This is a genomic window from Conservatibacter flavescens, assembly GCF_002795425.1.
GTDB lineage: Bacteria > Pseudomonadota > Gammaproteobacteria > Enterobacterales > Pasteurellaceae > Conservatibacter > Conservatibacter flavescens.
In genome coordinates, this window is sequence record NZ_PHHA01000009.1 from 99,551 (window position 1) to 107,832 (window position 8,282).

9 protein-coding genes are annotated in these 8,282 nt (G+C 41.3%); 8 read left to right on the plus strand and 1 reads right to left on the minus strand.

Going from position 1 to position 8,282, the window contains the following annotated elements; translation table 11 throughout:
- Positions 1–11: 11 nt before the first annotated feature.
- Complete coding sequence (gene glyS, locus CVP05_RS05575) at positions 12–2,078, plus strand: glycine--tRNA ligase subunit beta (protein ID WP_100288586.1); 2,067 nt, start codon at positions 12–14, stop codon at positions 2,076–2,078.
- A gap of 55 nt (positions 2,079–2,133) precedes the next feature.
- On the opposite strand, the gene CVP05_RS05580 is transcribed toward glyS, so the two are convergent.
- The gene (locus CVP05_RS05580; RefSeq protein ID WP_100288587.1) at positions 2,134–3,192 is read right to left on the minus strand and encodes an AI-2E family transporter; all 1,059 of its coding nucleotides are present in this window, start codon (positions 3,190–3,192) and stop codon (positions 2,134–2,136) included.
- A gap of 112 nt (positions 3,193–3,304) precedes the next feature.
- On the opposite strand from CVP05_RS05580, the gene arsC reads away from it, so the two are divergent.
- From arsC to CVP05_RS05615, 7 genes are all read left to right on the plus strand, one after another.
- Complete coding sequence (gene arsC, locus CVP05_RS05585; protein WP_100288588.1) at positions 3,305–3,655, plus strand: arsenate reductase (glutaredoxin); 351 nt, start codon at positions 3,305–3,307, stop codon at positions 3,653–3,655.
- Between the two features lie 54 nt (positions 3,656–3,709).
- Positions 3,710–3,967 carry an alternative ribosome-rescue factor A gene (locus CVP05_RS05590; RefSeq protein WP_100288589.1) on the plus strand — a complete coding sequence of 86 codons (258 nt, stop codon included), beginning with the start codon at positions 3,710–3,712 and terminating at the stop codon, positions 3,965–3,967.
- Between the two features lie 18 nt (positions 3,968–3,985).
- On the plus strand, positions 3,986–4,276 hold the full coding sequence (locus tag CVP05_RS05595) for a DUF5377 family protein (protein ID WP_100288590.1): 291 nt from the start codon (positions 3,986–3,988) through the stop codon (positions 4,274–4,276).
- 177 nt (positions 4,277–4,453) lie between these two features.
- Positions 4,454–5,140 (plus strand): PAAR domain-containing protein, encoded by a 687-nt coding sequence (locus CVP05_RS05600; RefSeq protein ID WP_100288591.1) that lies wholly within the window; start codon positions 4,454–4,456, stop codon positions 5,138–5,140.
- A 4-nt stretch (positions 5,141–5,144) separates the two neighbouring features.
- The gene (locus CVP05_RS05605; RefSeq protein WP_100288592.1) at positions 5,145–5,864 is read left to right on the plus strand and encodes a hypothetical protein; all 720 of its coding nucleotides are present in this window, start codon (positions 5,145–5,147) and stop codon (positions 5,862–5,864) included.
- A gap of 50 nt (positions 5,865–5,914) precedes the next feature.
- Complete coding sequence (locus tag CVP05_RS05610; protein WP_133118705.1) at positions 5,915–7,180, plus strand: phospholipase D-like domain-containing protein; 1,266 nt, start codon at positions 5,915–5,917, stop codon at positions 7,178–7,180.
- 4 nt (positions 7,181–7,184) lie between these two features.
- Positions 7,185–8,243, plus strand: coding sequence for an SEL1-like repeat protein (locus CVP05_RS05615; protein WP_100288594.1), 1,059 nt, complete (start codon positions 7,185–7,187; stop codon positions 8,241–8,243).
- Positions 8,244–8,282 lie beyond the last annotated feature (39 nt).

Consider the following 8,282-nt stretch of genomic DNA (forward strand, 5'->3'; position numbering starts at 1 on the left):
AAATGAAGACTATGACCACACAAAACTTCCTCGCCGAGATCGGCACTGAAGAGTTGCCACCGAAGGCGCTCAAAAAATTAGCGACTGCATTTGCACAAAATGTAGAAAATGAATTAACTCAAGCAGGTTTAGCATTCGAGAAAGTCGAATGGTTTGCTGCCCCTCGCCGTTTGGCGGTGAAAGTGTTAGGTTTGGCAACCGCACAGCCGAGCAAAGAGATTGAAAAACGCGGCCCTGCGGTTTCTGCAGCGTTTGATGCAAAGGGCAAGCCGACCAAAGCGGCAGAAGGCTGGGCGAAAGGCTGTGGGATCACGGTCGAGCAAGCCGAACGCATTGCGACCGATAAAGGTGAATGGCTAGTACATCGTGCAGTGGTTGAGGGTAAGCCGACCAACGCCTTATTAGCGGATATTATTGCAACCGCACTCGCAAAATTACCTATTCCAAAACCAATGCGTTGGGCAGATAAAAGCGTCCAGTTTATCCGCCCTGTTCATACCGTAACAATGTTGTTCGGTGATGAGTTGATCGCAGGTGAAATCTTAGGTGTGCAAAGTGCTAAGACCCTTCGTGGACACCGTTTCTTAGGCGAAAGTGAATTTGAAATCAGCCACGCTGACCAATATCCACAGCTTTTGGCGGAAAAAGGAATGGTAATTGCCGACTTCAACGAGCGTAAAGCGATTATTCTTGCAAAATCACAAGAAAAAGCGACCGCTTTAGGTGGGGTGGCAGATATTGAAGAGGACTTGCTAGAAGAAGTTACCTCTCTTGTGGAATACCCGAATGTCTTAGCCGCAAAATTTGAAGAGCGTTTCCTTGAAGTACCCGCGGAAGCCTTGGTTTACACGATGAAAGGCGACCAAAAATACTTCCCGATCTACGATAAAAACGGCAAATTATTACCGCACTTTATCTTTGTATCGAACATCAATCCAGCTGATCCAACGGCGATTATTGAGGGTAACGAAAAAGTGGTTCGCCCACGTTTAACCGATGCAGAATTTTTCTTTAAAACCGATTTAAAACAGAAATTGATCGACCGTTTACCTCGTTTGGAAACCGTGTTATTCCAACAACAGCTTGGTACATTAAAAGATAAAGTTGAGCGTATCGAAGCGTTAAGCGGTGCGATTGCAGCTCAAATCGGTGCAGACGAAGCGAAAGCGAAACGTGCGAGCTTGCTCTCAAAATGTGATTTAATGACCAATATGGTGTTTGAATTTACCGATACACAAGGGGTAATGGGAATGCATTACGCCCGTGCAGACGGTGAAGATGAAGAAGTCGCTGTAGCATTAAACGAACAATATATGCCACGTTTTGCAGGCGATGAATTACCGAAATCATTGGTTGCTTGCTCGGTGGCGTTGGCGGATAAAATCGACACCCTCACAGGGATTTTTGGTATCGGTCAGCACCCGAAAGGCGATAAAGACCCCTTTGCTCTACGCCGTGCCGCACTAGGTGTATTGCGTATTATTGTGGAGAAAAAGCTTCCGCTCGATTTGGTCAATTTAATCGAAAAATCGACCGCTCTTTTCGGAGATAAACTCACAAATACCAATGTAGTTGCAGATGTGGTGGACTTTATGCTCGGTCGTTTCCGTGCGTGGTATCAAGATGAAGGCATTGCGGTGGATGTGATCCAAGCGGTGCTGGCTCGCCGTCCAACACGTCCATCAGACTTTGATGCGCGTGTGCGTGCCGTGGCACATTTCCGCACATTGGAAGCTGCCGAAGCCCTTGCCGCAGCCAATAAACGTGTTAGCAACATTCTGGCAAAAGCAGAGGGTGAAATCGGTGCGATTAACCTCACCGCTTGCGTAGAACCTGCGGAGAAAGCATTAGCCGAAGCGGTGTTAGCACTTGATAAAGCCGTGCAACCACTCTTTGCCCAAGGCGATTACCAAACCGCATTAGACAAACTCGCTAGCCTACGTCAGCCTGTTGATAACTTCTTCGACAATGTAATGGTGAATGCGGACGATCCTGCTCTCAAAGCAAACCGTTTAGCAATTCTAAACCACTTACAAGGCTTATTCCTACAAGTGGCGGATATTTCGTTATTGCAATAATCATTCATACTAAAGGCGAGTACCACTCGCCTTTAACATTGAATAAATCTATTAATTAAACCATTTCATCTGATGGCCACGCATTGATTACCGCCTTAACCAAGGTTGCCAGTGGAATAGCAAAAAATACGCCCCAAAAACCCCATAATCCACCAAAAATTAATACTGCGATAATGATAGTCAGCGGGTGTAAATTGACCGCTTCAGAAAATAAGAAAGGCACTAATAAATTTCCATCTAAAATTTGGCTAATAGTATAGGCAATCAAGATATACCAAAAAGTCGGTGTAATGCCAAATTGAAAAGCGGCAACTAGCACTACTGGAATGGTAATTAAAACGGCACCGATATACGGTACTAGAACAGATAATCCGACACCAACAGCCAATAGTAATGGATAACGCAAATCAAAATATAAGAAAATAATATAACTCACCACCGCCATGATCAAAATTTCAATAATTTTGCCACGAATGTAGTTCGCGATTTGTTGTTTCATTTCTATCCAAACTTTAGAGGCTAAATGACGATTACGCGGTAAAAATTTACTGACACTTTCAAGCAATTCCGTTTTATCTTTTAGCATGAAGAAAACCATCAATGGAACTAAAAATGCATAAATACCTAGCGTAACCAAACTCATAATTGAGGTTAAAGAAAACTTAAATACTGACTCAGCAAAACCTAAAATCTTATCCCTTGAGGCAGTAAAAATCGTATCAATCATGGCATAATCAATTAGCTCAGGGTAATTTTCTGGCAATGATAATACCCAAGCATGAAACTGATTAATCATATTCGGTAAATCACGCAGTAAATTTAGCGTTTGATTCCAAAGATTTGGGATTAAAAAAATCACCATGAAAAAAACAAGTGCGATGAAACCACCTAATACAAGAAATAATGAAAAAGCATAAGGTAATTTCATTTTGTCCGATAAAAAGCGAATGGGCCATTCTAATAAATAAGCCAATACAATAGCGATAAGTAAAGGCGCCATCAAATCACTAAAGAAATAAACAGCAATAAAGCCAAACAGCAAAATCGCCAATAATCCCATCGCTTGAGGATCACTGAATCGCCGTTGATACCACGCTTTTATCATTTCAAACATAATACTTTGTCTCCCAGCATTTTTTTACATGATTATAGCAAGTTATTTACTTGAGAAAAGTGAGAATTTATACTAACCACAACATTTCTCTTTTCACTATAAGGAACGCCCCATGACGATAGCCCTATACCATAACCCGCGCTGCTCAAAAAGCCGTGAAACACTCAATTTACTGACAGAAAAAGGTATCCAACCTAATATTATTTTATACTTAGATCACTCCTTCTCTTTAGCAGAATTACAAGCGTTATTCCAAAAATTAGCTCTGACTTCTCCCCGCGAAATGATGAGAAAAAAAGACGATTTATACCGCACTTTGCAACTCGATAACCCAGAATTGACAAATGACGATTTATTTCAGGCGATCATGGCGCATTCTGCATTATTAGAGCGCCCTATTGTTGTCAATGGTAATAAAGCGAAAATTGGGCGGCCACCAGAATCCGTTCTCAGTATTTTGTAATTTGACATAAATAAGCTAGAATAGTGGGCGATGTCATTCAATTAAGGAGTTAGTATGGCAAAAAAACTCAAAGCACAAACAACGTCCACTCAACTTGTTTACCAACATAATAAGGGCGTAATTCGTGATAATGCCATTTTTGCGTTATTAAGCGATCAACTTTTCCGTTCTCGAACAGAAAAAAAATTAAAAGGCAAAGGCAGTTATCAACGTAAAGCAAAACATGCTCAAAAATATATTGAAAAGCCCGATCATAAAGTTTCTCCTCACAGAAATATTATGAACGGGCTTTTTATTACATGTGTATTTTAATTGATGAGGAAAATAATGATGGCAAGCAAACGTGAACTTTTATTTGCTAACAATTGGACTGTGCGTATTAGCGACCCAGGAGAAGAAGGCGCACATAGTCATTTATTTGAGACAACTTATGTGACGTTAGAAGCAGAAATTAATCAGGCCGAAATCAATTATCTTTTCACGCGTAAAACGGAAGATAAAATTGAAATTCAACAAACATTCACGGATTTAAAAGAATTATTTAAATTTGTCGCAGACTACATGGATGCTGTCAGCTTAGGCTTATTAGGCGTCAAAATTGGCCAATTAACCCTACAATAACCCCATTTGGCGTAGTCGCCCTACGCCAAAATTATGAAATTATATTCCGTAAATGCACCTATTGCAATTTTTAAGGAAATCACTCGTTAATTCATTTGAAATTTTCACAGAAAAGTAATGAACTTAATTGACCTTAAGTTTATCTAAAGATTAGAAAACAAAAAGAGGAGTCACCCTATGTCAGAAAAACGAGTATTACGCTGGTCAATTACCCCAAAAGGGAAAAATCCTGCCCATATCGGCGCGTCGGTTATACACCCCGACGGCTCAATCGGCAAAGTGGTCGGCGGTAATAAAACCGTCAGCTTCGGCGGCAAGGCCGCAGCCTGTATTGGTGATGCGGTAGAATGCCCCGGCCATAGCGGAGTGATTCTGCAAGGGGCTAAAAGCGTTTCCATCGGCGGAAAATCTCTGGCTCGAGAAGGCGATAAAACCAGTTGCGGCGGGGTGATTATGAATGGCTTCCCGACCATTACCGTATCAGACCAAACCAAAACTGTGCATGGCAAAAGTGAGCAGGAAAACGCAAAAGAAATTCGGTTAAGCTTATTACAATCTGCCCATTCTCATGAAAGCGGTTATGCCGGTATGCCATATCTTCTTAAATTAGATGGCGCTGAGGCAGGACAAGGGATTATTGATGAAAACGGCGAGTTAGCATTAGAAATCAAAGAAAATGTTCAATCCGGAGAAATTATTTTACCTAATGGGCAATCTTTCCTGATTGAATTCATTGAGGATTTTAACAATACTCCTTCAGCGGAGGTTATCACTTCTCAAGGGTTCCCGGTCTATGAAGGGGACGATAACACGACCGCCCTTGAGCAGGCTGAGCAATATTCTGAACTCATCAAAAAAGGATAAATCTATGCCGGCTAGTCCTCTTATTTATGTATCAAAAAATGTGGGGAAGGCAATCGTTGCGCAACAATGGTTTTTGCCTCGAAAAGATCAAGACGGCAAGCCCCTATCCGCCGATCAAAATACCTATGTGCCTTCGACCATTCGCCCATTAATTAATGGTGAAGCCGCCTTTACCACGCTGTATGATTACATCAAACATGCAAATCGTTCCATTGATATTGCTATTTGGGGATTTCAACCGTCCATGTTTTTCAAACGAACGGGCGATGCGCAATGCATTGGTGATCTGTTAATTGAAAAAGCCCTCAATAACGTCCAGGTCAAAATCTTAGTTTGGAGTATGTGGTTTAATGTTCAAACCTTTCAAGAAGCCAATCTTGGCAATATGCCTGAATTAGTGCCCTGGTTAGGCATGAAACAGGCGGAAGACGGTGTCACTGAGGAACAACAAGATTATGATTATTGGTGGTATTACGCACTAAAAGGCGAAATATATGAAAATTCAAGCCCGCATTTCTATCCTGCCTTGCATCCCTTTGAGCCATTATCTATTGGCCATGAGGCCTATGCCAGATTGATGGAATTTGTCCGTTCGGATAAACGGGCCAATCTACAATTTAAAAAACGCAGCGTAGCATTTGGGCCACGCTTTGATAAGCCTTCCTCTCCTTTAAGAAATGCCGTTCAGTTTTTTTCCCGTCTCATCACCAAAAGACCATTCTGATTGATTATGAAGAGCCGAAAAACGCGGTGGGGTTTGTTTTTCAACATAATATGACTGACCCTTACTGGGACACCAATGATCATTTTATTGGGACAAAAAGACCTCACGAAGGGAAAAACTATACGGGCAATTTTCAGGATGTCTCCAGTATTGTTTCCGGACAAGTATTGTATGATATTAATCATAATTTCTGTCAATCCTGGGATCGTCCAAGCAATATTATGTATTCGTCGTCAACCGACAGCAACGTTCAATTGGCTTATGAGGAAAAATTATCAACAAACCTTAAACGCCAACAAGCACGCCAAGCATACAGCCCCAAAGACAAGCTGGGTGAAGAGGTGATGGCACAGATTTTGCGCACTTACGATACGCCGGAAGTGGAAGATATCCAGGCCATGTATCTGCAAAATATCACCAAAGTCAGCAGCTATATTTATACGGAAAATCAATATTTTCGTTGGGGCAAGTTAGTCCAAACCTTTATCGAACACTGGCAAAAAATGAAACAATACCACCGAACACAGCCAATTCATTGGTTTGTTGTCACCAATTCATCAGATAGTGGCATAGGCGGCGGAATAAAAAGCAGTTATGAGATGTTTAACTTATTAGGTCGTCGAGATGTGATGCCGGTGGTGGCAAAGGAATTTGATAAAGAATTGCCTCTGGACACGAGAGCATTTAAACAGCGCGATAAACAAATCAATCGGCTAGAAGCGAAAATCAAACGCTATGAAAAACATGGCTTACAGGGATTCGAACAAGCCGAAGATCTGAAACAGGAAATGGCGGAATTAAAGGCGCAGCAGGAAAAAGATGCCAAGGACATCATGCGAGAGGCCAAAAAATTAAAGCAAGATTTATCCGACGAAATCGGCATTAAAGTCCATATTTGCACCTTAGTTGCCCAAGTACCGCCCCATTTGGATAATCCTGACACACCGATTGAAGATTATTGGCGAGAGGTGTATGTGCATTCAAAATGCACCATGATGGATGATACCTTTTTGTTTATCGGTTCGGCGAATATTAATGAACGCAGTATGAAAACCGATACTGAGCTGGGCATTATTAGTGAATGTGCAAAAGTGACCAAGCAACTGCGCAAAGATTTATGGCAGTTACATCTCAAGGAGGTGAATACGGAGGCAAACCCCAATCAATTAAATAACCCTACTAATGCACAAAAGGCGTTTAAGATTTGGGAGGAATTATTAAAAATAAATACAGAACATAGAGATAAACAATTAACACCAATTAGACCATTATGTGAATTTCTACGTTTATCCCCAAAAATCACTAACCTGGATTAAGATTATGAAACAGAAAATCGTTATTATTGGATTAGCATTAGCCGGCATAACCGCTTGCACTGATCTCAACCCCGCTTTCACGGAGAAACCTTCTATGCAAACCAAAACAGACTCTATCACAGATTTAACCTTTACTTGCGTGCAAGAAACCCGCCCACCTCTTTCCCCCGAAACTCAACAGCTTTATCTGTATGCCTATTACCACGATTTACATAATATGTGGCTAGGCAAAAAGGGCGATGATGTTTGGAAAAGCACCGAACGATACTACCGAATCGCCGCCGCCAACGGCGATTATAAAGCCAATGTCAGACTACAATATTTAATTGAAAGCGGCAGAATTATAGTAAAAAAACCGCAAAAAACTGTTTATGAGTTAAATAAAGCCCTAGAAAAACAATTGCCTGCTACTGCCTATTATAATTTATATGGTTATTTAACTAACGGATACGGTGTCAAAACTGAAAAAGGCGGCCAGTTTGCTTATTTAAGAAAAGCCGCCGATTTAGGCAGTAGAGAAGCGCAGTATGAATTGGGTATTTTATTGAGACAGATCAAAGATAAGGAGACACTAAGTTTTCGTCTTCAACTTAGTGAGCAACTTTTTGAATGCGCCTCAAAGCAGGGAATGAAAGAAGCATCTGAGAAATTAGGTATTAGCTTTCAGGTAGATAAAAAATATAAATTATCTCTACAGGCATATCATCAAGGAGTAAAAGACGGTAGCGCCTTATCAGCAAGAAGATTAATGCGACCATTTAAGTCAAAAATAGATAAAAGCAATGAGATTGACTATTTAGCATTATCACCTGATCCAGAAAGAGCAAAGCGTTATGAAATGATTGAAGAATATCTTTATGACAATAGCTACCTTAACCCGACAGTCCCAGAGCTAGACGAAATCGTTCCCCTTCCGCCGGCCAAACTGCCGGCTTGGGACGGCAAAATCGCTTTTCAGCGTTGGTATGAAGGCGCTTCCCCACCGAAACCAAGCGAAGAATTAATGCAAAAACTGGCCGACCAAGCAGGGCTTGATGTGACTACAGGGCTACCGAAAAAATAATTAAAACATACCGCACTTTTGTTTTGGAGAAAGTGCGGT